This is a genomic window from Burkholderia sp. BCC1977 (genome assembly GCF_905339595.1).
In the GTDB taxonomy this organism is placed as follows: domain Bacteria; phylum Pseudomonadota; class Gammaproteobacteria; order Burkholderiales; family Burkholderiaceae; genus Burkholderia.
The window spans coordinates 99,908-123,049 of the sequence record NZ_CAJPGQ010000008.1 but is presented as its reverse complement, the minus strand read 5'-3'; the positions used below and the strand labels follow the sequence as shown (position 1 = coordinate 123,049).

The 23,142-nt window shown below is 67.4% G+C and carries 18 protein-coding genes; 7 read left to right on the top strand and 11 right to left on the bottom strand.

The annotated features are described in order from the left end of the window. Positions 1 to 86 precede the first annotated feature (86 nt). The 5 genes from U5771_RS09675 (at position 87) to U5771_RS09655 (ending at position 6,141) form a co-directional block, all read left to right on the top strand. Positions 87 to 1,049 carry a helix-turn-helix domain-containing protein gene (locus U5771_RS09675; protein ID WP_322023743.1) on the top strand — a complete coding sequence of 321 codons (963 nt, stop codon included), beginning with the start codon at positions 87 to 89 and terminating at the stop codon, positions 1,047 to 1,049. A gap of 115 nt (positions 1,050 to 1,164) precedes the next feature. Further along, complete coding sequence (locus tag U5771_RS09670) at positions 1,165 to 2,109, top strand: GlxA family transcriptional regulator (RefSeq protein WP_322023742.1); 945 nt, start codon at positions 1,165 to 1,167, stop codon at positions 2,107 to 2,109. Between the two features lie 505 nt (positions 2,110 to 2,614). Continuing rightward, positions 2,615 to 4,327 carry a M36 family metallopeptidase gene (locus U5771_RS09665; protein ID WP_322023741.1) on the top strand — a complete coding sequence of 571 codons (1,713 nt, stop codon included), beginning with the start codon at positions 2,615 to 2,617 and terminating at the stop codon, positions 4,325 to 4,327. 79 nt (positions 4,328 to 4,406) lie between these two features. Next, on the top strand, positions 4,407 to 5,660 hold the full coding sequence (locus U5771_RS09660; protein WP_322023740.1) for a M20/M25/M40 family metallo-hydrolase: 1,254 nt from the start codon (positions 4,407 to 4,409) through the stop codon (positions 5,658 to 5,660). A gap of 118 nt (positions 5,661 to 5,778) precedes the next feature. Beyond that, on the top strand, positions 5,779 to 6,141 hold the full coding sequence (locus tag U5771_RS09655) for a YbjQ family protein (RefSeq protein ID WP_322023739.1): 363 nt from the start codon (positions 5,779 to 5,781) through the stop codon (positions 6,139 to 6,141). 6 nt (positions 6,142 to 6,147) lie between these two features. On the opposite strand, the gene U5771_RS09650 is transcribed toward U5771_RS09655, so the two are convergent. The 4 genes from U5771_RS09650 to betC all read right to left on the bottom strand — a co-directional run bounded on the left by U5771_RS09650 (position 6,148) and on the right by betC (position 11,548). Beyond that, positions 6,148 to 7,398, bottom strand: a complete 1,251-nt coding sequence (locus U5771_RS09650) for an MFS transporter (protein ID WP_322023738.1) — start codon at positions 7,396 to 7,398, stop codon at positions 6,148 to 6,150. Positions 7,399 to 7,601: 203 nt separating this feature from the next. Continuing rightward, a complete protein-coding gene (locus U5771_RS09645; protein WP_322023737.1) occupies positions 7,602 to 8,741 on the bottom strand; it encodes a porin in 1,140 nt (379 codons plus the stop codon). 256 nt (positions 8,742 to 8,997) lie between these two features. Beyond that, positions 8,998 to 9,969, bottom strand: coding sequence for a choline ABC transporter substrate-binding protein (gene choX, locus U5771_RS09640; RefSeq protein WP_322023736.1), 972 nt, complete (start codon positions 9,967 to 9,969; stop codon positions 8,998 to 9,000). Positions 9,970 to 10,012: 43 nt separating this feature from the next. Then, a complete protein-coding gene (betC, locus tag U5771_RS09635) occupies positions 10,013 to 11,548 on the bottom strand; it encodes a choline-sulfatase (RefSeq protein ID WP_322023735.1) in 1,536 nt (511 codons plus the stop codon). Positions 11,549 to 11,749: 201 nt separating this feature from the next. On the opposite strand from betC, the gene U5771_RS09630 reads away from it, so the two are divergent. Both U5771_RS09630 and U5771_RS09625 read left to right on the top strand, forming a co-directional pair. After that, on the top strand, positions 11,750 to 12,676 hold the full coding sequence (locus U5771_RS09630) for a choline sulfate utilization transcriptional regulator (protein WP_322023734.1): 927 nt from the start codon (positions 11,750 to 11,752) through the stop codon (positions 12,674 to 12,676). Positions 12,677 to 12,915: 239 nt separating this feature from the next. After that, entirely contained in the window at positions 12,916 to 13,803 is an 888-nt protein-coding gene (locus U5771_RS09625) for a formyltetrahydrofolate deformylase (protein ID WP_322023733.1), read from the top strand. 106 nt (positions 13,804 to 13,909) lie between these two features. Here the strand turns inward: U5771_RS09625 and U5771_RS09620 are convergent, their stop codons facing one another. The 7 genes from U5771_RS09620 to U5771_RS09590 form a co-directional block, all read right to left on the bottom strand. After that, the gene (locus U5771_RS09620; protein ID WP_322023732.1) at positions 13,910 to 15,565 is read right to left on the bottom strand and encodes an APC family permease; all 1,656 of its coding nucleotides are present in this window, start codon (positions 15,563 to 15,565) and stop codon (positions 13,910 to 13,912) included. A gap of 225 nt (positions 15,566 to 15,790) precedes the next feature. Further along, positions 15,791 to 16,654: a glycine betaine ABC transporter substrate-binding protein gene (locus U5771_RS09615; protein WP_322023731.1), complete on the bottom strand. Its 864-nt coding sequence runs from the start codon at positions 16,652 to 16,654 to the stop codon at positions 15,791 to 15,793. A 134-nt stretch (positions 16,655 to 16,788) separates the two neighbouring features. Continuing rightward, on the bottom strand, positions 16,789 to 17,937 hold the full coding sequence (locus U5771_RS09610; RefSeq protein ID WP_322023730.1) for a hybrid-cluster NAD(P)-dependent oxidoreductase: 1,149 nt from the start codon (positions 17,935 to 17,937) through the stop codon (positions 16,789 to 16,791). 29 nt (positions 17,938 to 17,966) lie between these two features. Then, positions 17,967 to 19,208 (bottom strand): aromatic ring-hydroxylating dioxygenase subunit alpha, encoded by a 1,242-nt coding sequence (locus U5771_RS09605; protein ID WP_322023729.1) that lies wholly within the window; start codon positions 19,206 to 19,208, stop codon positions 17,967 to 17,969. 52 nt (positions 19,209 to 19,260) lie between these two features. Then, on the bottom strand, positions 19,261 to 20,046 hold the full coding sequence (locus tag U5771_RS09600; RefSeq protein WP_322023728.1) for an electron transfer flavoprotein subunit beta/FixA family protein: 786 nt from the start codon (positions 20,044 to 20,046) through the stop codon (positions 19,261 to 19,263). Continuing rightward, on the bottom strand, positions 20,043 to 21,212 hold the full coding sequence (locus tag U5771_RS09595; protein WP_322023727.1) for an electron transfer flavoprotein subunit alpha/FixB family protein: 1,170 nt from the start codon (positions 21,210 to 21,212) through the stop codon (positions 20,043 to 20,045). Before U5771_RS09595 ends, U5771_RS09600 begins: the two co-directional genes overlap by 4 nt. 4 nt (positions 21,213 to 21,216) lie before the next feature. After that, a complete protein-coding gene (locus U5771_RS09590; protein ID WP_322023726.1) occupies positions 21,217 to 23,142 on the bottom strand; it encodes a (Fe-S)-binding protein in 1,926 nt (641 codons plus the stop codon).

Genomic DNA, 23,142 nt, shown 5'->3' with positions numbered 1-23,142 from the left:
CCCCCGGTGGAATAGCGCTCATCCGTATTGCGCCGACCGGGCGGTCGGTTTAATCTTGCGCGGTCCGAACGACCGCCGGAGGCGCCGTGCTCGTGTTTCACCAGATGTTCGACGATGCAGACCGGCATGCCGAGGCGCTGCGCGGCTGGGATCAGCGCTACGACCAGATCGGCTCCGGCTCGTATCGCAGCGCGGTCAAGCACGTGGAACTCGACGGCGTGCAGCTGTTCCAGGAAGCGGCGAACGTGCGGATCATCCAGCGCGGGCGCCTGCCGCCCGGCCATACGGTGTTCGGGATGCCGCTCACCGGCTCGGGCACCTTCGCCTTCGGCGATGCACGCATCGAGCGCGGCACGATCGTGATGGCGCGCGGCGGCTCACCTTTCGAACTGCATTCACCCGACGACATGTCGCTGATCGGCGTGGTCGTCGATCCCGAGCTGATGCAGCAGATCGAGGATGCCGCCGACGTCCGGCTCGACGAGCGCGCGCTGCGGCGCGGCGTGGTCGATGTGGCGGTCGCCGCGCGCGAACGCGCGAGCCTGCAGTTCGCGACACTGCTCGAACGCGTGCTGTCGGCACCCGCTTCGTTCGACGCGGCGCGTGCGCAGTCCGAGCTGCGCGGCGATGTCGCCAACGTGCTCGTCGATCTCCTCACCTACCGGATGCCCGAGCCGCCGAACCGCCTCACGCATGCGTGCCACGCCGCCATCGTGCGGCGCGTGCACGACTACGTGATCCAGAACCCGGAGGCACCCGTCGACATCCTGAGCCTGTGCACGCAACTGCGCGTGAGCCGGCGCACGATGCAGAACAGCTTCCAGTCGGTCGCGCAAACCGGCCCATTGAACTACACACGCTCGCTGCGCCTCGCGCAGGTGCGACGCCTGCTGCTTGACACGCGGCAGTCGGACCTGCCGATCAACGAAGCGGCCGCGCGCTGGGGCTTCATCCACCTCGGGCATTTCGCGAACGCGTACAAGGCCCAGTTCGGCGAACTGCCTTCGACGACGGCGCGCCGGACGGTGCGCGGCGCAAAAACGCGCTGAGCGCCGGCAAAAACCGCGATAATCGTGCGTTGAACATTCCGCGTCCGCGCGCCGGGCGCGGTGTGCGCTTGCCCGCTCGCTGCGCGACGACCACCCGATTCCACCCCACGCCCCGATGCCAGAGGATTTCCACTTCCTGTTGCTGCCCGGCTTCTCCGCGCTCGGCTTCATGTCGGCGGTCGAACCGCTGCGCGTCGCGAACCGCTTTCGCACCGAGCTGTACCGCTGGCACGTGATCAGCGCGGACGGCGCGCCCGTCGCCGCGAGCAACGGCATCCCGGTGGCGGCCGAAGCCGCGTACGCGGACGTCGCGCAGGTCGAGACGGTGTTCGTCGTCGCCGGCTTCGATCCGCTCGTGTGCTACGACCGCGCGCTCGGCGACTGGCTGCGCCGCCAGAACCGGCACGGCGCGACGCTCGGCGGCATCGACACCGGCAGCTTCGTGCTCGCGGAGGCCGGGCTGTTCGACCCATCGCAAACGCTCACGCTGCACTGGGAGGCACTCGCCGCGTTCCGCGAACGCTACCCGGGCCTGAACGCGACGCAGGAACTGTTCGAGATCGACGACCGGCGCATCACCTGTGCGGGCGGCACCGCGTCGATCGACATGATGCTCGACCTGATCGGCCGGCGGCACGGCGCCGATCTCGCGGCGGCGATCTCCGAGCAGTTCGTCGTCAGCCGCATCCGGCAACGCTCGGACAGCCAGCGACTCGAGATCGCCGCGCGCTACGGCGTGCACAACCGCAAGCTGATCCAGGTGATCGACACGATGCAGCAGCACATGGAAACCCCGCTCGGCTCCGACGCGCTCGCGCAGGACGTGTCGATCACGCGGCGCCAGCTCGAACGGCTGTTCAGCGCGACGCTGAACGACACGCCGACGCGCTTCTACCTGAACCTGCGCCTCGATCGCGCACGCGAGCTGCTGCAGCAGACCGACATGAGCATCACGTCGGTCTGCGTCGCATGCGGATTCGAATCGCCGTCGCATTTCTCGCGCACCTATCGCGCGCGTTTCGGCGTGAGCCCGCGCAGCGATCGTCGCGCGACGCGCTGAACGGCGCCGCCTTTTGCGTACAATCCGGCGTGCTATTGCACGCTCCGGCAGCGTTTCCCGCCATTCGCTGAACAATGCCGGCGATTGATCGACGGACCGAAGCGGCCTTCGAAAATAAATTGCAATGTCGCCGAAAATATTCTGTAACATACCTCGCAATTAGATAGGCAGCCCTAAGGAGATGAGAGCCCGGGCCCGACGCACGTCGCGCCACGCAGGCTGCCGAACCGATATCAATGCCGATCCGAGGGGTATGACATGACGATGCTCGCTTCGCCGTCGCCGCACCTGCCTGCCGTTCGCTTCCCCGCCGTTCGCTTCCGTGCCGCCTTTCCTTTCCGATTCGTTTCGACCTGACGCTTAGTCATCCTTATCCGTTCCTGGTCAGTCGAATCTCCCAGCACCGCTTCGCCGCACCGGTTCCATCGAGCCGGCGCGCGGGCCGTGTCGTGCCTGCTCGCCACAAGCGCGCGGGCGTGTCCAACCGTTGAGATGAGGATCACGTATGCAGACATCACGCAAAGCATTGCCGCTCGCCCTGGGTCTCGCGCTCGGTTTCGGCATCGTCGGCGGCAGCGCGGCCGATACCAAGGTCGCGAACCCGCAGGCCTCGAGCCTGCGCGAAAGCCTGACGCGCGGCGTGGCACCGGCCGCGGCCAAGGCCGATACCGCCGCGGGGCAATTCCGCGCCGACGGTGTCGCCGTCACGCTGTACAACCCCGCGTATCGCGCGAAGAAGGCGGCCGCCACGCCCGCCGCCACCGCGCGCGATTTCGTCGCGTCGCAGGCGACGCAGCTCGGGCTCGACGCGGCCGCGCTCGCGAGCCTCGCGGTGACGTCGGAGCGCAACGACGCGGATTTCACCGTCGTGCGCTTCCAGCAGCAGGCGGCCGGGTTGCCCGTATATGGCAGCGACATCGCGGTGACGGTCGCGAAGGACGGCCGCATCCTGTACGTCGCGAGCAACACGATCAACGGCGTGGTCGCCACCGCGCGCAAGGCGCAGGCCGTCGACCAGCAGCAGGCGCTCGACCGCGCGCGTTCGTATCTCGGCGTCAGCGGCTTCACGAACCTCGACGCACAGCTCGTCGCGTTCGTCGACAAGGCCGGCACGCATACCGCATGGAAGGTGCGCGGCCGCCCGCAGGACGGCCCGAAGGGCGACTGGGAACTGTTGATCGACGCGGGCAGCGGCGAAGTGCTGCGCGCCGAGGACAAGGCGTTCTATGCGACCGACGGCACCGGTTTCGTGTTCCGGCCCGATCCGCTTTCGTCGACGAAGAGCAGCTACGGCAGCACGGGCTACAAGGACAGCAACGACGCCGATTCCACCCAGCTCACGGCCGCGCGCGTGCGCGTGACGCTGAAGGATCTCGCGCAGTCGGGCTCGCGCTACGTGCTGTCGGGCCCGTATGCGTCGTGCGTCGATTTCGATGCGCCGCTCGACAACGCGTGCCCGGCGCAGGCGACGCCCGCGTTCGAGTTCGCGCGCGGCAATCTGTATTTCGAAGCGGTGAACGTCTACTACCACATCGACACGTTCCTCCGTTACGTGAACCAGACGCTCGGCATCAAGGCGCTGCCGTACCAGTACACGGGCGGCGTGCGGTACGACCCGCACGGCGAATCGGGCGACGACAACTCGTCGTACTCGTCGAGCAGCGGCCGGCTGACCTTCGGGCAGGGCGGCGTCGACGACGCGGAAGATGCGGACGTCGTGATCCACGAGCTCGGCCACGGCATCCACGACTGGGTGACCAACGGCGGCCTGTCGCAACAGGAAGGCCTGTCGGAAGGCACCGGCGACTATCTCGCCGCCGCGTACAGCCGCGACTTCAACCAGTGGAGCCCGTCCGACGCGCAGTATCACTGGGTCTACAACTGGGACGGCCACAACGAATACTGGGGCGGCCGCGTGACGAACTGGAACGTCGGGCGCACCTACGCGCAGGCACGCGGCGCGGAGATCCACACGGCCGGCCAGTACTGGGCGTCGTGCAACCTCGTCGCGCGCGACGCGATCGGCGCGCAGGCGATGGACAAAGCGTTCCTGAAGGGGCTGTCGATGACCAACGGCTCGACGAACCAGAAGGCCGCCGCGCAAGCGGTGCTGACGGCCGCCGCGGCGCTCGGCTACAGCAGCGCGCAGCTCACGGCGATCGGCAATGCGTACAACAAGAGCTGCACGTACGGCGTGACCGTGCCGCAGAAGTCGTAATTCCGCAGCAGGCGGGGGCGCGTCGCACGACCTGCTGCGCGCCCTCTTCCTCGACATCGCCATCCTCACGAGATCGAACATGCCTACTCTGACTTTGACCCGCCTGAGCGCCGCGCTGGGCGGCATGCTGCTGACCGCCGCCGCACAGGCGACGCCGGTCTGGATCACGCTCGGCGACACCGCGTTCCGCCAGCTTCAACGCATCGATGCAAGCGCAACCGCGCAGTACAGCACGACGGTCGACGCCGGCAAGGCGGCCGACGGCGCCGTGCGCCGCGAGACCGTGCATATCGTCGAGATCGACGATGCGCGGCTCGGCGAACTCGGCCATGCAGTACACCATGCGCGCGGCCACGGGCCCGGCTACATCGTGCACGACTCGTTCGACGACGCACGCCAGGCATTGCAGCCGGTACCCGCGGCGTTCGCGAAACAGGCGGCCGCACCTGCGTACAAGGTGTCGAACGCGCCGCAGATCAAGACCTGGATCCAGCAACTGCAGGCCAGCAACATCGTCGGCACGATCACGTCGCTGTCCGGCTTCACGAATCGCTACTACACGACGTCGCACGGCGTCGCCGCGTCGGACTGGCTCGCACTGCAGTGGAAGCAACTGGCCGGCGCGCGTACCGACATCGCGGTCGAACAGTTCACGCATACGGGCTTCCCACAGAAATCCGTGATCCTGACGATCCGCGGCAGCGATCCGGCCGCGGGCACGGTCGTGCTGGGCGGTCACCTCGATTCGACGGTCGGCCGCACGACGGAAAACACCCGCTCGCCCGGCGCGGACGACGATGCATCCGGCATCGCCAGCCTGACCGAAGCGCTGCGCGTGCTGCTCGCGAACGACTATCGGCCGAAGCGGACGATCAAGTTCGTCGGCTACGCGGCCGAGGAAGCCGGCCTGCTCGGGTCGAAGGCGATCGCGAAGCAGTTCCGCACGCAGAACGCGAACGTGGTCGGCGTGCTGCAGCTCGACATGACGAACTACAAGGGCGATCCGAAAGACATCTACCTGATCACCGACTACACGAACGCCGCGCAGAACACCTACCTGACGACCCTGGCGAAGACCTACCTGCCGGAACTCGCCATCGGCACGTCGCAGTGCGGGTATGCGTGTTCGGATCACGCGTCGTGGAATGCGCAGGGCTATCCGGCGTCGTTCCCGTTCGAGGCCGACCAGAACGACAGTCCGTATATCCATACCGTGAACGACACGCTGGAGAATTCCGACCGACAGGCGTACCACGCGCTGAAGTTCGGCAAGCTGGCGCTCGCGTATGCAGTCGATCTCGGCGGCGACGGCAGCGCGACCGTCAAGCACTGAGCGGGTCTCGGCCGGCTCGAGCCGCATCGGGCGTGCGCGTCATGCGCGCCCGCCCGGGCGCGTTTTCCGTTCCGGATAGAATCGTCGTTCGATCACTTCCGCACCACGGTGCACCGCCATGACCGACTACTCCCGCTCCGCCGACGATCTCTTGCCCGAGCGCGTCACGACCGCGTTCGACCTGCCCGGCCACACGACCGTCCGCTCGCTGGGCGTCGCGCAGGGCATCATCGTGCGTTCGCGCTCGATCGTCGGCTCGTTCGGCGCGTCGCTGCAGACCCTCTTCGGCGGCAACATCACGCTCTATACATCGCTGTGCGAGAAGGCGCGCCAGCAGGCGTTCGACAAGATGCTCGCCGATGCGCGCAAGCTCGGCGCGAATGCGATCGTCGCGATGCGCTACGACTCGACCGAGATCGGATCGGGCGTCACGGAAGTCATCTGCTACGGCACGGCCGTGCGCGTGACGCAGGATGCGTGACGCGCATCACACGTCGCGTTCGAGCGACTTCATGTCGGTCAGCTGAGGAAACAGCTTCATCCAGGTCAGCGCGACGGCAATCGTCGCCGCGCCGCCGACGACGATCGCGGCCGGCGCACCCCACCACGCGGCCGTCACGCCCGATTCGAATTCGCCGAGCTGGTTCGATGTACCGATGAACAGCGAGTTGACGGCGCTCACGCGCCCGAGCATGTCGTCGGGCGTGCGCAGTTGCACGAGCGACAGGCGCACGACGACGCTCACCACGTCCGACGCACCCAGCGCCGCCAGCGCGACAAGCGACACGGCAAAATGCCTCGACATCCCGAACACGATCGTCGCGATGCCGAACGCGATCACGCCGCCGAACATCGCGCGGCCCGGCCGCCCCTTCAACGGAAAACGCGTGAGCCACAGCGTACCCGCGAGCGCACCGACCGCGGGCGCCGCGCGCAACGCGCCGAGCCCCCACGGCCCGACCTGCAGGATGTCGCGCGCATAGATCGGCAGCAGCGCGGTCGCGCCGCCGAACAGCACCGCGAACAGGTCGAGCGACAACGCACCGAGGATCGCCGGTTCGCGCCGGATGAACGCGATCCCCGAAAACACCGAACGCAGCGTGACCGGTTCGCGTGCAGGCGGCGCGCTGCGCAGCGGAATCGTGCCGCTCAACAGCGCCGCGATCGCGAACGCGACGACGCTCGTGCCGAACGCGACGGGCGCGCCGACGCCATACAGCAGCCCGCCGAACGCCGGCCCGAGAATCTGCGCGGCCTGGTTCGCGGATGTCGACAGCGCGGTCGCGCGCGGCAGGTCGCCGCGCGGCACGACGGCCGGCAGCAGCGACGACACCGACGGCGATTCGAACGCGCGCGCGGTGCCGACGAGCGCCGCGAGCGCATACACGCCCGGTGCGGTGAGCCACCCTTTCGCCGCGCCGAGCAGGAACACGCCGGCGGCGAGGGCTTCGACGCTCTGGCAAATCGTCGCGATGCGCCGGCGGTCGTAGCGGTCGGCCACCTGCCCGACGACGAGCGTCAGCGCGAACATCGGCACGAACTGCGCGAGCCCGACGAGACCGAGCGCGAACGCGCTGTGCGTGAGCGCATAGACATGCCAGCCGATCGCGACCGACAGGATCTGAAATGCCAGCGACGACATCACGCGCGTGCCCCAGAAGCGCTGGAACGGTGCGTGGCGGAACAGGTTGGCGGGTAACGGCGACGACGAACTGGATTCAGGTAACGGGGCGGTCATCGAAGGAATGTGTGGCGGCAGGCGATGGGCGGAACACGGGGCGACACGGGGCGTGTCAAACCGCGATGATATCGCCAACCGCCGGAAACCCGCCTCGCGCGCGGCGCCGCACCGCACCGCACCGCACAAAAAAAAAGCGCGAACCGCGGTTCGCGCCAAAGAGAGACCTCGCTGAAGACGTCGAAAGAACCCAACCACCCCGCTCAGAACGAATGCCGCATCCCGATCCGCACGTCGGCCTGCGTCTGCGTCGTCGACGGCGTGAAGCTGTAGCCGATCACCGCATCGACGCCCTGCGAAGCACGCAGATAGTCGCCGGAGATATACACGTCGGTGCGCTTCGACAGCAGGTAGTGCAGGCCGGCCGTGCCCTGGTTCCAGTGGTGGCCTTCGAAGCGCGTATGCTGGTAGCCCGCGATGAAGCTCAGCGCCGGCGTGAACTGGTACATGCCGCCGCCTTCGTACACCTGCATGTGCGACGACTGGCCGAAGCCCTTGATCGTCGTGTACGAGAAGTTCGCGTCGAGCGACAGATTGCCGATCGTGTAGCTCGTGCCGATGCCGAACGTGCCCTGGCTGTCGACGTCCATCGCGGTGTTCGCGAACAGGTCGGTGCGCGCGCCGGTCGCCGGATCGACGGTGACGGTCTGCTGGCCGAGGAACGTATGCGTGCCGATCATCGCGTACGGGTCGAACGCATAGATGCCGTTCGGGTTGTTCAGGCGCGTGTACGCCGCGCCGATCGAGAAGTCGCCCTTCGTGTAGCTCGCGCCAGCGCTCCAGGCGCTGTTGCGGTGGAAGTTGCCGGCGACGTTGCCGAACGAGTACATCGCGCCGAACTTGAAGCCGCTCAGGTCGTTCGACAGGAACTTGACCGAGTTCGGCAGGCGGTCGCCGTTGAAGCGGTCGAAGTCGCCCTGGTGGATCGCGTAGCCGCTGCCCCATGCCGAGATGTTGTAGATCGACACGAGCTCGTTGGTGATGTCGAGCTGGTTGCCGAACGACAGCGTGCCCCAGTCGTTCTGGAGACCGACGTAAGCCTGCCGCCCGAACTCCGACCCGCCGAAGCCGAGCTGCCCGTTGCCGAGGTGGAAGCCGCTCTCGAGCGCGAACACGGCCTTCAGGCCGCCGCCGAGATCTTCCGTGCCTTTCAGGCCGAAGCGGTTCCCGTACGCGACGCCGTCGTCGAACTTGACCACGTGCGAACCGCCCGTGTTATTCACGTACGTGATGCCCGCGTCGAGAATCCCGTACAGCGTCACGCTGCTCTGCGCGTGGCCGATGGCGGGAATACAGGCCGCGCATGCCAGCGCGGCGGCTACGGCAACTTTCTTTTGCTTCATTGTCGACCACCCTCCCTGAACCGTTCGATGGAAAGAACCGTGGCCTGGCGCGCGATGCAATACGCCGGCTGATTCGTATTCGGTACGTCTGCTGGCTTCGGCATTTCGTTTTCCGCAATAACGCAGCCATTGGCGAAAAATACAAACCCATATTTCAAGCCACCCGTCTGAAGGCGACACCAAATGGTCTCGATGCGACGGGTCGGGAAAACACGGAGACGGGCGGCGCGGTAAAAACCGGCCGCCCGGAGGCGGGTCAGCGGGCGTCGAGCGCCGCGCGCACGGCCGGCAGCGCCGGCGTGCCGGATGCGGTCGTCACGCCGTCCAGCCAGCCCTGGACGAGCGCCGGATCGGCCTTCAGCACGTGCTGCGCCGCGAGCGCGGGCGAGGTCTTGTGGTCGAGCATGTCGGCGATCATCCGGTTTTCGACGTCGACCGAGAACGTCATCTGCCGGAACAGCCGCGCGAGGTTCGCGCACTGGCCGGCAAAGCCCGGGCGCGTCACCGTGTTGACGGTCGCGCCGCCGTAGTTCGGGCCGAAATACGCGTCGCCGCCCGACAGGTAGGTCAGTTTGAACTTCGTGTTCATCAGGTGCGGCTCCCACGCCAGAAATACAATCCAGCGCTTGTCGCGCACCGCGCGCTCGACCTGCGTGAGCATCCCCGTCTCGCTCGATTCGACCAGCGACCAGTTCGCCGCGCCGAGCGCCTGGTCGGACAGCATCCGCTTGATGTTCTGGTTCGCGGGCGCGCCGGGCTCGATCCCGTAGATCTTGCCGCCGAAGCGGTCCGCGTAGCGCGCGAGGTCGGCGAACGTGTGCACGCCCGCGGCCGCGACGTAGTCGGGCACCGCCAGCGTGAACTTCGCGCCGCTCAGGTTCGCGTGCAGCACGTCGATCGACTTTTCGTCGACGAACGGCTTCACGAGCGGCGCCTGCGCGGGCATCCAGTTGCCGAGGAACACGTCGACCTGCCCTTTCTTCAAGCCCTGGTACGTGATCGGCACCGACAGGTTCGCGACGTCCTGCCGATAGCCGAGCGCCTTCAGCACGACACCGGCCATCGCGTTCGTCGCGTCGATGTCGGTCCAGCCGGGCGCCGCCATCTTCACGTCGCGGCACGTCTGCGGATCGGCGGCGTGCGCGGCCTGCTGCATCGCCGCCACGCACGCGGCTGCGGCGAGCGCGGTACCCAGACTCCGGATTGCTGCATTGCATTGCCGTTTCATGATTCGCTTCCTCCGTCGTTCGTCAATGTCCGCTGCGGTGCGTTCAGTGCCCGACGCGCGGAAAGCGCGCCATCGCTTCGAGCGTGTCGAGTTCGATGTGATTGCGCATGTAGCGCTGGCTCGCGTCGGTGAACGGCTGCCAGTCCCATGCCTGGATGCGGCCCTGCGTCGTCGCCGCGTAATGGAAGCGCCGCCGCCGCTGGCTCGCGCGCACCTGCGCGTCGAGTTCCGGCAGGTTCCAGCGCCGTGCCGCCTCCTCGCGGAACGCGGCGAGCACGTCGGCGGCTTCGGGCAGACCGGCGAGGTTCGTGCGCTCGCGCGGATCGTCGGCGAGGTTGTAGAGCTGGTCGGGGTCGGCCGGGCAATGCACGTACTTCCAGTCGCCGCGGCGGATCATCACGACCGGCGCGACCGCCCCTTCCGCGAGGTATTCGCCCAGCGCGACGTCGTGCGCGGGCGCGCCCTGCAGATGCGGCACGAGGCTCGCGCCGTCGACCGGGTCCGGCCAGCCGCCGGCCGGGGCCGCGCCGGCCAGGTCGACGAGCGTCGGCAGCAGGTCGACGTGCGACACGGGCCCGCGCACGCGCGCGGCGTCGAAACGGCGCGGCGCGTGAACGATCAGCGGCACGCGGCAGCCGCCCTCGAAGAACGTCATCTTGTACCAGAGCCCGCGCTCGCCGAGCATGTCGCCGTGGTCCGACGTGACGATCACGATCGTGTCGTCGGCGAACCCGCATTGCTCGAGCGCGGCCAGCACGCTGCCGAACTGCGCGTCGACGTAGGACGTCGCACCGTAGTACGCACGGCGCGCGGCGCGGATCTGCGCGTCGGTCGGCGGCGTGCGGTCGTTCTCGCACACGAAGCGCAGCCGCTGCGAATGCGGATCGCTCTGCGCCGCGTCGAGCCGCACGGCCGGCATGTCGATCTCGTCGTCGCTGTACAGATCCCAGTATTCGCGTGTGATCGCGTACGGATCGTGCGGATGCGTCAGCGACACGACCATGCAGAACGGCCGCGCGTCGTGCCCGGCCGCCCGCTCGCGCGCGACGTCGTACAGCTTCTGCTTCGCCGCGAACGTGACTTCGTCGTCGAAGTCGAGCTGGTTCGTGCGCACGCACGGGCCGGCCTCCAGCACCGAGCTCATGTTGTGATACCAGCTCGGCCGCTCGGTCGGGCGGTCCCAGTCGGGCACCCAGCCGAAGTCGGCCGGATAGATGTCGGTCGTGAGCCGCTCCTCGAAGCCGTGCAGCTGGTCGGGGCCGCAGAAATGCATCTTGCCGGACAGCATCGTGCGGTAGCCGCCCGCGCGCAGGTAGTGCGCGAAGGTCAGCGTTTGCGCCGGCAATTCGGCGGCGTTATCGTAGGCGCCGATACCCGACGGCAGCTTGCCGGTCAGCAGCGAGAAACGCGACGGCGCGCACAGCGGGCTCGCGCAATAGGCGGCGTCGAACACCACGCCTTGCGCGGCGAGACGGTCGAGCGTCGGCGTGCGCGCGACGCGGTTGCCGTAGGCCGGCAACGCGAACGGCGTCAGCTGGTCGGCCATCAGGATCAGGAGGTTGGGAGTCGGGTTCGTCATCGGCGGTCGTGGGAAATCGGTGTTCGAACGGAACGGCGCGACGCTCGGGCAGCGACGCGGCCGGCATGACGGACGCAGCCTGAAGAAAGTGCCGCGCGCGCCGGCCGCGACTGGCTAGAATCGCGGAAGGCCCGGCGCGGCGCCGTGCCGTCCGAAGCACTATCCCCCGCCCGAATTCGCGCGGGAAGGCGTCCGGCCCTTATGAGGGCATTAGAGAGACTTATGTCGAAATCCGAACCGTTACCGTCGATGCAGGCGCTGCGCGCGTTCGAATCGGCCGCCCGTCTCCAGAGCTTCACGGCCGCCGCGCGCGAGCTCGGCTCGACGCAGCCGGCCGTGAGCCAGCAGGTGTTCCAGCTGGAAGCGGAACTCGGCGTGCCGCTGTTCGAGCGCAGCCCGCGCGGCGTCACGCTGACGAGCGACGGCCAGTGCCTGTACGAAGCGGTGCGGGTCAGCCTCGACACGCTGCGCGGCGCCACCGCGACGCTGCGCGCGCGCCGCGAGCACGGCGCGCTCACGATCGTCACGGATTTCGGTTTCGCGACCTACTGGCTGATGCCGCGCCTCGCGGGCCTGAAGCGCGTGATGCCGGACGTCGACGTGCGGGTCGTCACGTCGCAGGACTACGACGCGCAGCGCGACCACGCCGACATCGCGATCCTGTTCGGCGACGGCCACTGGCCGTCGTGCACGGCAGCCCGCCTCTTTCCGGAATCCGTCACGCCCGTCTGCTCGCCCGCGTTCCGCGCCGCGCACCCGCACGTCGTGCGGCCCGACCACCTGCACGCGCTGCCGCTGCTGCACGTGCAGCCGACGCGCCCCGAACGCTGGCTGTCGTGGGCCGGCTGGTTCGACGCGCACGGCCTCGACGCGCCGGCCGCCGCGCGCGGCGTCACCTTCAACAGCTATGCGCTGGTGATCCATGCGGCGCTGCTCGGCGAAGGCGTCGCGCTCGGCTGGTCGCCGCTCGTCGACGAGCTCGTCGCGTCCGGGCAGCTCGTGAAACTCGTCGACGCGCCCGTCGTCACGTCGCGCGGCTACTTCCTCGTGCGGCCGCCGCAGCGGCCCGAGCCGGACGCGACCCACGTGTTCCGGCGCTGGCTGCTCGACGCGTGCGCGCCTGCCTGAGCGCCCCTCCGGCCGGCGGTCTGGCGGCCCGCTGAATGCCCGCCTGACGCCCTTCGGACCGGCCACCCGACATCCCGCGCCCGCCCGGCCTGCTGGCGTGCCGATACCAGCCACACGGCGGGTTGGTTCTATCCGCGCCAAAATCGTCCTGATTTACTTGAGCCTCCCGCTACCCGCGCAGCGTGGCGCCCCGGTGCGCCGCCGCGCGGGTTCGCGCCCCATGACCTCCGAGGAATCTCATGACCGCCGACTCACGCCCCGATCAATTCGTCCTGACGCTGTCGTGCCCGAGCGCGGCCGGCCAGGTCGCCGCCGTCGTCGGCTTTCTCGAACGCCATCGCTGCTATGTCGATGCGCTGAACGTGTTCGACGACGATCTCAGCAACCACTTCTTCGTGCGCTGCGTGTTTCATCCAACGGATGAGACGCTGCAGATCGACGCGCTGCGCCAGGAGTTCGGGCCGATCGCGGCCGCGCTCGCCGGCGGCGGTGACGGCGACACGCAATGGGCGATCCACGACGTGAACGCGCGTCCGAAGGTGCTGATCATGGTGTCGAAGCTCGAGCACTGCCTCGCGGACCTGCTGTTCCGCTGGCGGATGGGCGAGCTGAAGATGGATATCGTCGGCATCGTGTCGAACCATCCGGACTTCGAGCCGCTCGCCACGCAGCACGGGTTGCCGTTCCGCCACTTCCCGATCACGGCCGACACCAAGGCGCAGCAGGAAGCGCAGTGGCTCGACTTCTTCGAATCGAGCGGCGCCGAACTCGTGATCCTCGCGCGCTACATGCAGGTGCTGTCGCAGGAAACCAGCGCGAAGCTCGCGCACCGCGCGATCAACATCCATCACTCGTTCCTGCCCGGCTTCAAGGGCGCGAAACCGTATCACCAGGCGCATGCGCGCGGCGTGAAACTGATCGGCGCGACCGCGCACTTCGTGACCGACGATCTCGACGAAGGTCCGATCATCGAGCAGGTGGTCGAACGCGTCGATCATGCGCTGCGTCCCGAGCAACTGCTCGCGGTGGGCCGCGACGTCGAATGCATCACGCTCGCGCGCGCGGTGAAGGCGTTCATCGAGCGCCGCGTGTTCCTGAACGGCGATCGGACGGTGGTGTTTCCGTAAGCGCAGCCGTTCGGCGAGCAGTCAACAAAAAACCCGACCGGCAGATGCCGGTCGGGTTTTTTTGTCGCCTGACGTTCAACGCTTCGCGCGTGCCGCGGTCAGACGCTTACTTCACCCACGCGAAGTAATACGACAGCCAGATCGTGAGCCCCGCGCCGATCAGCGCCGCATACGGCATCAGGTTCAGCCACATCGCGCGCTTCGGCACTTCGAGTTCCATGTCGCGCTGCATCTGCGCGGGGAAACGCCCGCGATCCTGCCAGTAGTGCCGATAGAGAAACACCGGCACGATCAGCAGCATCGCGATCAGCCCGTTGCGCAGCGTGCCTTCGCCCTGCAGGTTCGCGCCCGCGCCGACATAGACGAGGTTCGCGTAGCCGCAGATCGAACCGGCGACGAGCAGCCAGGTCGGGCAGCGGAACGGCCGATCCCAGTTGCCGCGGTCCATCCGGTGGATCCAGCCCGACTGAAGGTTCAGGAATACGAACAACATGTAGCAGACGTTCGAGATCGACAGCACCGTCATGTAGTCCGACATCATCAGCAACACGAGGTTGAAGCCGAGATCGGTCCACATCGCGCGCGTGGGCGAGCCGTGCTCGTTCACGTGCGACAGGTACTTCGGCAGCCAGCCGTCGACCGATGCCTGGTACAGCGTGCGCGACGAGCCCATCATCGACGTCATCACGATCAGAAGGATCGACAGCATCAGCATCACGACCACCGCATTCGCGACCCATGCGCCGCCGCCGACGATCTTCGCCATCGCGGCCGCGACGCCGGTGCCGTCGCCGATCGCCGGATCGAGCATCGCCTGCGTGCCGAGCGCGCCCTGGAACGCCATCGACACGAGCGTCATCACGACGAGACACAGCGCGCCCGACCAGAAGATCGCCTTCGCGGTGTCGCGACGCGGATCGCGGAATTCACGCGTGTAGCAGACGGCCGTCTCGAAGCCGTACGACGCCCAGCCGGCCATGAACATCGCGCCGAGCGCCATCGTCACGCCCTGCCCGTTCCACGATCCGAACGTCGCGGTCGTGAGGTTGCCCTGCGCGTCGTGACCGAGCGGCAGCAGCGGGAGCAGGTTCGACATCGGCACGTCGCCGGTGACGAACGGCACGATGCCGACGATCAGCAGCGGCGTGAGCGATGCAATGCCGAGAATGCGCTGCGTGCGTGCCGCCTTCGACGCGCCGCTGTGCTGAAGCTTGAACGTGATGAGAAGCAGAATCGTCGCGATGATGAACGTCGCGTTGATTCGCAGGGACAGACCCGGCTTGATGAAACCGAGATCCGCGATCTTGAGCTGCCAGTGCAGCACCGCCGCATCGGCGGGAAAGAGACTCGTGAGCGCGTAGCTCGCCGCGAGACCGCAGCCGAGCGCGAGCATCGGCGACCACGCGAGCCAGTTGCACCACACGGAAACCGGGGCAATCAGCTTGCTGTAGCGGACCCAGCCGATCGCGCCATACACCGACGCACCGCCCGATTTATGGGGAAATAGCCCCGATATTTCCGCATAAGTCGCGCTTTGGATCAGCCCCATCGTGATCGCGGCGATCCAGATCGCCCACGCGGGCTGGCCGATCGTCGCGCATACGCCGCCGATCGTGAACAGCACGCCTGCCGGCACGCCGCTCGTCACCCAGAATGCGTCTTTCCAAGTCAGGCCACGATGCAGCGTGTGGCCCGTCGAATCATGTGAGATGGTTGCCTCAACATCACTGGTGCGATTCGCACGCAGTCCTGCCTGACTCATCCAATTCCTCCTCTCGATCAGAGTTAGCGCTTCAGCGCTTACTCTGGTCCGATGCAAAGCAGATGACTCCGCACAAGGGCCGTAGTGTAACAACTTACGGGCTTTTTTGCAGAATCAGCAAAAGAAAACCGGGATATGGCCGCATGAATTCACGATTATTTCGGATTCCTGCATGCCAGTCCCGGCATGTTTTTATGATGATTCGCGCGACGAATCGTCGCGGGCTTACTGCGCGCCTTCAGTCCACGAATTCACGCGGTCCGCATGCGCCGCGATCCATGCATCGGCGGCCGCTTCCGGCTTCGAGCCGTTCTGGATCGCGAGCATCACGCTGTCGATCTCGCCCGGCTTCCACTGGAATTTCTTCAGGAACGCGACGACCGGCTTGGCCTTCGTTTCGAGCTGCGGATTCACGACGCTGTCGACGTGCTCCGCGCCGCCGAACACCTTCTTCGGATCCTCGAGGAAGCGCAGCTTCCACTTCGCGAACATCCAGTGCGGCGCCCAGCCGGTCACGATCACCGGCTTGTTCGCACCGACGGAGCGCGACAGCTCGGCCGTCATCGCGCTGCCCGAACTCGGCATCAGCGTGTAGTTCAGGCCGTAGCTCTTGATCGCTTCGTCGGTCTTGCGCATCACGCCCGCGCCCGCGTCGATGCCGACGATCCGGCCGCCGAAGCTGCTTTTCTCGGCATTCAGATCGTCGATACTCTTCGCCTTCACGTAGTCGGGAACGATCAGGCCGATCTTCGCGTCGGGAAAGTTCGCGCCGAGGTCGACGACCTTCGTCTTGTATTCGCCCCAGTAAGAGCCGTGCGTGACGGGCAGCCATGCGGACAGCGTCGCGTCGAGGTCGCCGCGCGCCACGCCCTGCCACATGATCCCGGCAGCCACCGGTACGAGCTGGACCTGGTAGCCGAGCTTCTTCTCGATCACGCGGGCCGCGACGTTCGACGTCGCGACGCTGTCGTCCCAGCCTTCGACGTAACCGATCTTCAGCGTCGGCTTGGTATCGGCGAGCGCCGACGCGCTCAGTGCCACCATCGCCGACAGTGCGCCGGTCCACAACAGTTTTCCGAACAACTTCATGGTCGATCTCCTTGAAATGCGCACCGTGCGCGTTGTCTCTCTAGGTTCTTCAACCACAATTCCGCGGTATCGTTGTTTTCCGACGGATGCTTGTCCGGGCGCGACGCACCCGGACAGCCCATGGCTTGTTTCGACTACTTGTCGATCACGAGATCCGACAGCGGCTTGCTGCAACACAGCAGCACCATCCCCTGATCGATCTCGCGCTGGCGGATGCCGCCGTTGTGCTTCATCTCGACCTGCCCCGACACGAGCTTCACCTTGCAGGTGCCGCACATGCCCTGCGTGCACGACGCCGGCAGCCGCACGCCGGACTGGCGCGCCGCGTCGAGCACGTGCTGCTCCGAACCGCACGCGATCTCGCGATTGCTCTTCGCGAAGCTGACCGTGTACTGCTTCGTCGCGACGTCGCCGTCGTTGGCGGCCGGCACGAGTTCGGCGAGCACGTCGTCGCTCGCGGTCTGCGCGAGCGTCTCGAACGAGAAGCTTTCCTCGTGATACTGCTTGCGGTCGAAGCCGGCTTCGTCGAGCAGGTCGCGCACGGCCTTCATGTACGGCGCGGGGCCGCACGTGAAGATTTCGCGCTCCATGAAGTCCGGTGCGATCAGCTTCAGCAGCGGCAGCGTGAGAAAGCCCGTGACGCCCGGCCAGTTGGTGCGCGCACCGACGCGCTCGACGACGAACGACGTGCGGAAGTTCGTATGGTTCGACGCGATCAGGTCGAGCTCACGCGCGAAGATGATGTCGTCCGGCGTGCGGGCGCTGTGCACGAACAGGATGTCGCGATCCTCGGCGAGATCATGATGCGCGCGGCTCATCGACATCAGCGGCGTGACACCCGAACCAGCCGACAGGAACAGGTACTTGCGTGCCGGATGCCGTGCGCACGTGAACTCGCCGGCCGGGCCGAGCACGCGAACCGACGCACCCGGCTGCAGGTTGTCGTGCAGCCAGTTCGACACCTTGCCGCCCGGCACGCGCTTCACCGTGATCGAGATCGTGTGCGGCCGCGCGGGCGACGACGAAATCGTGTAGCAGCGGTTGATCGTCTCGCCTTCGATGTCGAGCTCGAGCGTGATGAACTGCCCCGGCTCGAACGAGAACGCACGGCCTTGCGGCGAACGGAAGAAGAAGCTCTTCACGTCGTGGGTTTCCTGCCGCACGTGGCAGCACACCAGCGTTTCCTCGACGTCGCTCGTCCAGCGCTCCGGAAGCGCGTTCCAGAACGCCGGGTGTGTTACCCGGCTGTCCGCCGGCTCGAAATTGGCCGCATCTCGCATCATGTGTAACTCCACTTGCTATCTGCTGACGACTACGCGCCGATTTTTTCGGCGAGCCGGCCGATGTACCAGGCCGAGAATTTTTCGACGAGACCTTCCGTGTACGGCGAGTACGGGCCCGGCTCGTACGCGCTGCTGGTCGCGCCGCGCTGCGAGAATTCGACGAGCGCGCGATCCTGGTCGTTGGTCGCGTTCCACACGGCCGTCAGGTTCTTCACGTCGTAGTCGATGCCTTCCTTCGCATCCTTGTGGACGAGCCACTTGGTGCGCACGAGCGTCTTGCCGGCCGACAGCGGAATCACCGAGAACGTCACGATGTGATCGCTCATGAAGTGATGCCACGAGTTCGGCTGGGTCCAGAACGACAGGCCGCCGAGGTCGGCCTGGTCGAACTGCCCGAGCAGCTTCTTCGATGCGACCTTCGCGTCGAGCGTCTGCGATTCGCCGTGGCGGTCGAGCGGCAGGCGCTGCGTGCGGAAGCCCGTCACGTCGAGCAGCTTCTCGATTTCGGCGGACGGCAGGCCCATCTCGGCCCACTCCTTGCCGCGGCGCACGCAGGTTTCCGCGAACGCGTCCATGCCTTCGGCGTTCGCGTCGGAGCGCTGGTAGCCGAAGCCGTATTCGTACAGCGAGATCGTCAGTTCAGGATGGTTCGCGACGCAGTGATAGCACTCGCGGTTGTTCTCCATCGTGAGCTTCCAGTTGCCTTCCTCGATGATGTCGATCTGCGCGGCGATCTTCGTGTTCGGCAGATCGTGCGGCAGCAGGTACGGCGCCATCTGGGCGCGCAACGCCGCGAAGTCGACCGGCGGCTCCTCGGCGAGGCAGATGAAGATCAGGCCCGCGAGGTTCTGCACGTGCACCGACTTCAGGCTGTGCTTGCAGCGGTCGAACTTCTCGCCCATGTGCTCGGCGAACATCAGCTGGCCCGTCAGGTTGTAGGTCCAGCTGTGGTACGGGCACACGATGTTGCCGACCGAGCCCTTGTCCTCGTTGCACAGGCGCGCGCCGCGGTGGCGGCACACGTTGTGGAACGCGCGAATTTCCATGTCGTCGTCGCGCACGATCAGGATCGAGTCGCTGCCCAGTTCCACGGTCACGTAGTCGCCCGGCTCGGGAATGTCCGGTTCGACCGCGACCTGGATCCAGTGCTGGCGGAAAATCGCCTCCATGTCGAGAGCGAAGATGTCCTCGCTCGTGTAGAACGGCGCCTCGAGGCTGTGGCCTTCCTTACGTCGCTCGATCAGTGCACGAATGTCTGCCGATACTTTCATCGTTTGCTCCGGATTCCTTGCATCCCTGGGTTCTTGCCGACAGGCATCAAAATCAGTAGTCGATGAGCTGATGCTCGCGCAAATACGCGAGGATCACTTGTGCTTTTTCGACTGAACTCCCTTCATTTACGACGTTGCCGCCGCGGCTTTCGGTCGTCGTCGCGGACAGCATCCGGGCATGCCCGGAGCGCTTCTCGGCCGCGACCAGCTTTACGGGTTTACGCTCGATCGGGCCGACCTTCCATGCGGCCGCATCGGCATCCGCGCCGGTCGACGTCAGCGCCGGGCGGATCGCGCCGGCCCGCAGCCGCGCATACGCATAGCGCGGCGCCACGTTGGCGAGCGGATGGACCGCGACGACGGCCGGCAGCGCCGCGTCGACGCGCCGCCGCAACCCTTTCGGCAAGAATTGCCGGACCGCCGCGCGGCCGCCGTCGACCGTCACGTCGACGGCCGAGCCGACGAGCGGATAGCCGAGCGCCGCGGCGACGCGATACGGCAGCATCCCGGTGTCGTACGCGCCCTCGGCGCGGGTGCCGGTCAGCACGAGGTCGTAGCCTTCGACGCGCGCGGCGAGCGCCTGCGCGGCATCGTCGCCGTCGCGGCAGGCCAGCACCTCGACCTGCCGTGCGCCGAGCGCGAGGTATTCGGCAAGCGCTTCATTCGCGGGATCGCCCGCATGGATCACGTCGAGCTGCGCGCGATGCCGCTCCGCGAGCTGGCGGCCGACCTCGAGCGCGGCCGCGTCGTTGCGGCTGTAGCGCGCGGTGCCGCTGACCGGGTGCCGGCCCACGGACACGAGCACCGCGATGCGTTGCAACTGGCGGGGGGCGTTCATGCTGCGACTCCTTCGGTTTCACGCGAGCCGACCGCGGCCGGCGATTGCCCGCGCGACGCGCGCGCGGCCTGCACCTGTTCGATCAGCGCGGCGATCGTCGCCTGCGCGTCGCCCACCACCGTCAGGTTCGCGCGCTTCGCGATCGGCGCGCTGCCGTCGAGGTTCACCGCGATCACGTGGCGGCAGTCCTTGATCCCCTGCAAATGCTGAACCGCGCCCGAGATGCCGAACGCGATGTACACGCTCGCCTCGACCGTCTTGCCGGTCGCGCCCACCTGCTTGTCGCGCGTGAAGTGGCCGTTGTCGACCGCGACGCGGCTCGCGCCGATCGCCGCGCCGAACGCGCCGGCCAGTTGCTCGAACGCGCCGATGTCGGACACGCCGTTGCCGGCCGACACGATGAAGTCGGCTTCCTCCAGCGCGACCTGCGCCGCGTCGATTTCCTCGAGGCCGAGATCGCGGTACGGCTGCGCCGCGTCGCCGGCCGGGCGGATGAAGTCGGCGGCCAGGCGATCGCCGGCACCGACGAACGGCAGTTTCGCCTCGACCGCGTTCTGCGCGAGCAGGATCACGTCGGGCAGTCCGCGCGTCGCGAACGCACGGCCGGCCTGCGCATACGCGCCCACATGCTTCGCGTCCAGCTCGACCACGTGGGTCGCGACGCTCGCGCCGGCGGCCGCCGCGTAACGCCGGCCGAGATCGCCGTCGCCGGTCGCGTTGTCGGGCACGAACACGTGCTTCGGCGCGAGCGCCGCGGCGCATGCCAGCAAGGCTTGCAATTCGCTTTCGGGCGCAAAGGCGCGACGGTCGAAGTCGGCCAGCTCGATCAGCTTGTCGACGCCGAGTTCGGCGGCGTCATCCTTCAGTTCGCCGAATGCCAGCAGCGCGACTTCCGTCTGCGCGTCGGCCAGCACCGCGGCGGCGGCGAGCGCCTGCCGCGCATGGTCGTCGAGCGCGCCGCGCTCGGTGTGCGCCACCACCAGCATCACGTGCTTCGGGTCCTGCATCGCGCGGCGCGGCTTCGCGGCCGCGGCGCCATGCCCGTGCGCGGACCACTGCGCGGCGCTCGTGTCGGCGCTGCCTGCCTCGCCGAGCGTGATGCGCTTCAGGCCCGCGGCCGTGATGATGAACGGCCGGCGCGGATCGATTCGTTTGATCGTGTTCATCGATTCACTCCAGCGAGGCGGCAACGAGTTCGGCCACGTCGAGCACGTCGGGGCGCGGGCCCACGACGCCTTCGAGCATCGCCGTGCAGTTCGGGCAACCGACCGCGACCACGTCCGCGCCGATCGCGCGCGCGTCGGCGATGCGGATGTCGGGAATGCGCTGCTTGCCCGGGATGTCGGTCAGCGGCGCACCGCCGCCACCGCCGCAGCAGCGGCCGCGCATGCCGTTGCGCTCCATCTCGACGACCTGGATGCCGATCGTCTTCAGCAGCTTGCGCGGCGATTCCGTCTCGCCGTTGTAGCGGCCGAGGTAGCACGGATCGTGATACGTGGTGCGCTTCTCGCGCAGCGCCTCGATGGCCTTCGGCGCGATCTTGCCGCTGTCGGCCAGCTCCGCGAGGTAGGTCGTGTGATGCTTGACCGTCACGCGCAGCCCGAGCGCACGGTATTCGTTGCGCAGGCTGTGCATCACGTGCGGGTCGGCCGTCACGATCTGCTTGTACGACAGCGTGCCGAGCGTGCCGATCAGGCGCTTTGCCATCTGCTGGAACGTGGCTTCGTCGCCGAGGCGGCGTGCGACGTCGCCCGTGTCGGTCTCGGTCCCGCCGAGCACCGCGTAGTCGACGCCCGCCTTGTTCAGCACCTTGACGAAGGCGCGCAGCGTGCGCTGGTAACGCATGTCGAACGCGCCTTCACCCGCGACGAACAGCACGTCGACCGGCTTGGCCGGCTGCGCGACGGGCGCGTTCAGGTCGACCGACCAGTCGTAACGTGCGGCCTTGTCGTAGCCGCCCATCGTGCCGGTCTCGCGCAGGTTCGCGAGCACTTCCTGGCCCTTGCCCGGCACCGTGCCGTGCACCAGCGTGCGGTTGCGGCGCATGTCGACGATCGCGTCGACGTGCTCGATCAGCATCGGGCACTCCTGCACGCACGCGCGGCAGGTGGTGCACGACCACAGCGTCTGCTCCTCGATCAGGCCGGACACGATCGGGCCGTTCGGCTCGCCGCGATGCTGGCCGACCGCGAGGCCCGGCGTCGGGCTGCCGGCGTACGCGGCATCGGTGCCGCCCGCCATCCCGACGACGAGATCCTGGATCAGTTTCTTCGGGTTCAGCGGCTGGCCCGATGCGAACGCGGGGCATGCGGCTTCGCACTTGCCGCACTGCACGCATGCGTCGAAGCTCAGCAACTGGTTCCAGCGGAATTCGACCGGCTTCGCGACGCCGTACTCCTCGTGCTCGATGTCCGGCAGCTTCAGCGCGGTCGGCGGCGTGGCCGTGCCGTTGCCCGTGAACGATTCACGGGTGGCCGCGAAACGCTCCTGCCGCGGGTGGAACGCGAGGTGCAGGAGACCGGCGATCGCATGCTTCATCGGGCCGCCCTTCGCGGCGCCGACGGTCATCGTGAAGGCGCCGGCGCCGATCAGCAGCGCGCAGAGCACCGCGAACCCGCCCGACATCGCAGCGGTCGGCACGACCATGAACAGCACGAGGCCGAGCGCGAACGAGCCGAGCAGCCAGGGCAGCGCGTTCCACGGGCCGCGCGACAGGCGGGCCGGCACGTCCTTCGCCGCGCGGCGGCGCCAGACGAACACCACGCCGACGAGCATCGCGAGCGCCGCGAGGAAGATCAGCTTGTCGAGCCACGGCGAGTAGATCGCGAGGCCGTAGTTGACGAACACCAGCGCGAGCGCGGCGATCGCGCCGCCGGCGGTCGCGACGTGGGTCTTCGCGATGTACGGATCGCGGGCGACCACGTGGTGCAGGTCGACGAAGTAGCGCTTCGGAATCGCGAACAGGTTCGCGACGCCGAACGAGCCGGGCGCGGTGGCGCGCCCGAGACGCCAGTAGGACGAGCGCTTCGCGACCGCGAACGCGAGCCCCGCCACCGACAGCCACAGCAGTGCGGTAATGAGGAAAGCCGGATTCAT

Coding starts and splice junctions, on each gene's coding strand:
- U5771_RS09670 (WP_322023742.1), top strand. CDS start 1,165: ATGCCAGAGGATTTCCACTTCCTGTTGCTGCCCGGCTTCTCCGCGCTC.
- U5771_RS09655 (WP_322023739.1), top strand. CDS start 5,779: ATGACCGACTACTCCCGCTCCGCCGACGATCTCTTGCCCGAGCGCGTC.
- U5771_RS09590 (WP_322023726.1), bottom strand. CDS start 23,142: ATGAATCCGGCTTTCCTCATTACCGCACTGCTGTGGCTGTCGGTGGCG.
- betC (WP_322023735.1), bottom strand. CDS start 11,548: ATGACGAACCCGACTCCCAACCTCCTGATCCTGATGGCCGACCAGCTG.
- U5771_RS09625 (WP_322023733.1), top strand. CDS start 12,916: ATGACCGCCGACTCACGCCCCGATCAATTCGTCCTGACGCTGTCGTGC.
- U5771_RS09645 (WP_322023737.1), bottom strand. CDS start 8,741: ATGAAGCAAAAGAAAGTTGCCGTAGCCGCCGCGCTGGCATGCGCGGCC.
- U5771_RS09630 (WP_322023734.1), top strand. CDS start 11,750: ATGAGGGCATTAGAGAGACTTATGTCGAAATCCGAACCGTTACCGTCG.
- U5771_RS09660 (WP_322023740.1), top strand. CDS start 4,407: ATGCCTACTCTGACTTTGACCCGCCTGAGCGCCGCGCTGGGCGGCATG.
- U5771_RS09605 (WP_322023729.1), bottom strand. CDS start 19,208: ATGAAAGTATCGGCAGACATTCGTGCACTGATCGAGCGACGTAAGGAA.
- U5771_RS09600 (WP_322023728.1), bottom strand. CDS start 20,046: ATGAACGCCCCCCGCCAGTTGCAACGCATCGCGGTGCTCGTGTCCGTG.
- U5771_RS09620 (WP_322023732.1), bottom strand. CDS start 15,565: ATGAGTCAGGCAGGACTGCGTGCGAATCGCACCAGTGATGTTGAGGCA.
- U5771_RS09610 (WP_322023730.1), bottom strand. CDS start 17,937: ATGATGCGAGATGCGGCCAATTTCGAGCCGGCGGACAGCCGGGTAACA.
- U5771_RS09665 (WP_322023741.1), top strand. CDS start 2,615: ATGCAGACATCACGCAAAGCATTGCCGCTCGCCCTGGGTCTCGCGCTC.
- U5771_RS09595 (WP_322023727.1), bottom strand. CDS start 21,212: ATGAACACGATCAAACGAATCGATCCGCGCCGGCCGTTCATCATCACG.
- U5771_RS09650 (WP_322023738.1), bottom strand. CDS start 7,398: ATGACCGCCCCGTTACCTGAATCCAGTTCGTCGTCGCCGTTACCCGCC.
- choX (WP_322023736.1), bottom strand. CDS start 9,969: ATGAAACGGCAATGCAATGCAGCAATCCGGAGTCTGGGTACCGCGCTC.
- U5771_RS09615 (WP_322023731.1), bottom strand. CDS start 16,654: ATGAAGTTGTTCGGAAAACTGTTGTGGACCGGCGCACTGTCGGCGATG.